This window comes from Mesorhizobium sp. M7A.F.Ca.CA.004.04.2.1, from assembly GCF_004022825.1.
Classification (GTDB): Bacteria; Pseudomonadota; Alphaproteobacteria; order Rhizobiales; family Rhizobiaceae; genus Mesorhizobium.
Map to the genome: position 1 here is coordinate 1 of NZ_RZPH01001510.1, position 913 is coordinate 913.

Genomic DNA, 913 nt, shown 5'->3' on the forward strand with positions numbered 1-913 from the left:
ATTCCTATCCGATCCGCAAGGGGATCAGCAATCATCAGGTCAAGCTTGGGCTGCGCTACGATCTTTGGTAGTAGGTACGGCATGCACGAAAACGCAGACGGCGGATCTTTCGGGGTCCGCCGTTTGCGTCTGAAGTCACGACATCCTGATCAGGGATCGCCGGTATCCCGGCAGCGACAAAAACTTTCCTCTTGACGCCCGAAGTCTGAACGCATATCGCCGTCCGTGGGCCACCCCTCCCCAACGAGGGGCCACTATCTGGAAGGATAGACCACGATGACGACGCATACGAAGCCCGGACTCCGTCCGGCAAACCCCAATTTTTCCTCAGGTCCCTGTGCAAAACGTCCCGGCTGGTCGGTCGAGGCGCTGAACAATGCCGCGCTCGGCCGTTCCCACCGCGCCAAGATCGGCAAGACCAAGCTCGAACAGGCGATCGAGCTGACGCGGGAAATTCTCCAGGTCCCGGCGGGTTACCGCATCGGCATCGTGCCGGCGTCGGACACCGGCGCGGTCGAGATGGCGCTGTGGTCGCTGCTTGGCGAGCGCGGCGTCGACATGGTCGCCTGGGAGAGCTTTGGCTCCGGCTGGGTCACCGACGTGGTCAAGCAGTTGAAGCTCGCCGACGTGCGCAAGATCGAAGCCGGCTACGGCGAACTGCCTGATCTCACCAAGATCGATTTCGACCGCGATGTGGTCTTCACCTGGAACGGCACCACGTCGGGCGTGCGCGTGCCGAACGGCGATTTCATTCCCGCGGACCGCAAGGGCCTGACCGTCTGCGATGCGACTTCCGCCGCATTCGCGCAGAGGCTCGACTTCGAAAAGCTCGATGTCGTCACCTTCTCCTGGCAGCAGGTGCTGGGCGGCGAGGGCGCTCACGGCATGCTGATCCTGTCGCCTCGCGCCGGCG

Annotated in this window: 1 protein-coding gene; it reads left to right on the top strand. The window is 63.0% G+C overall.

The window, feature by feature from the left end:
* Positions 1-276: 276 nt before the first annotated feature.
* Positions 277-913 (top strand): phosphoserine transaminase (locus EN893_RS35775; RefSeq protein ID WP_164901480.1); only part of this gene is annotated, 637 nt, incomplete at its 3' end.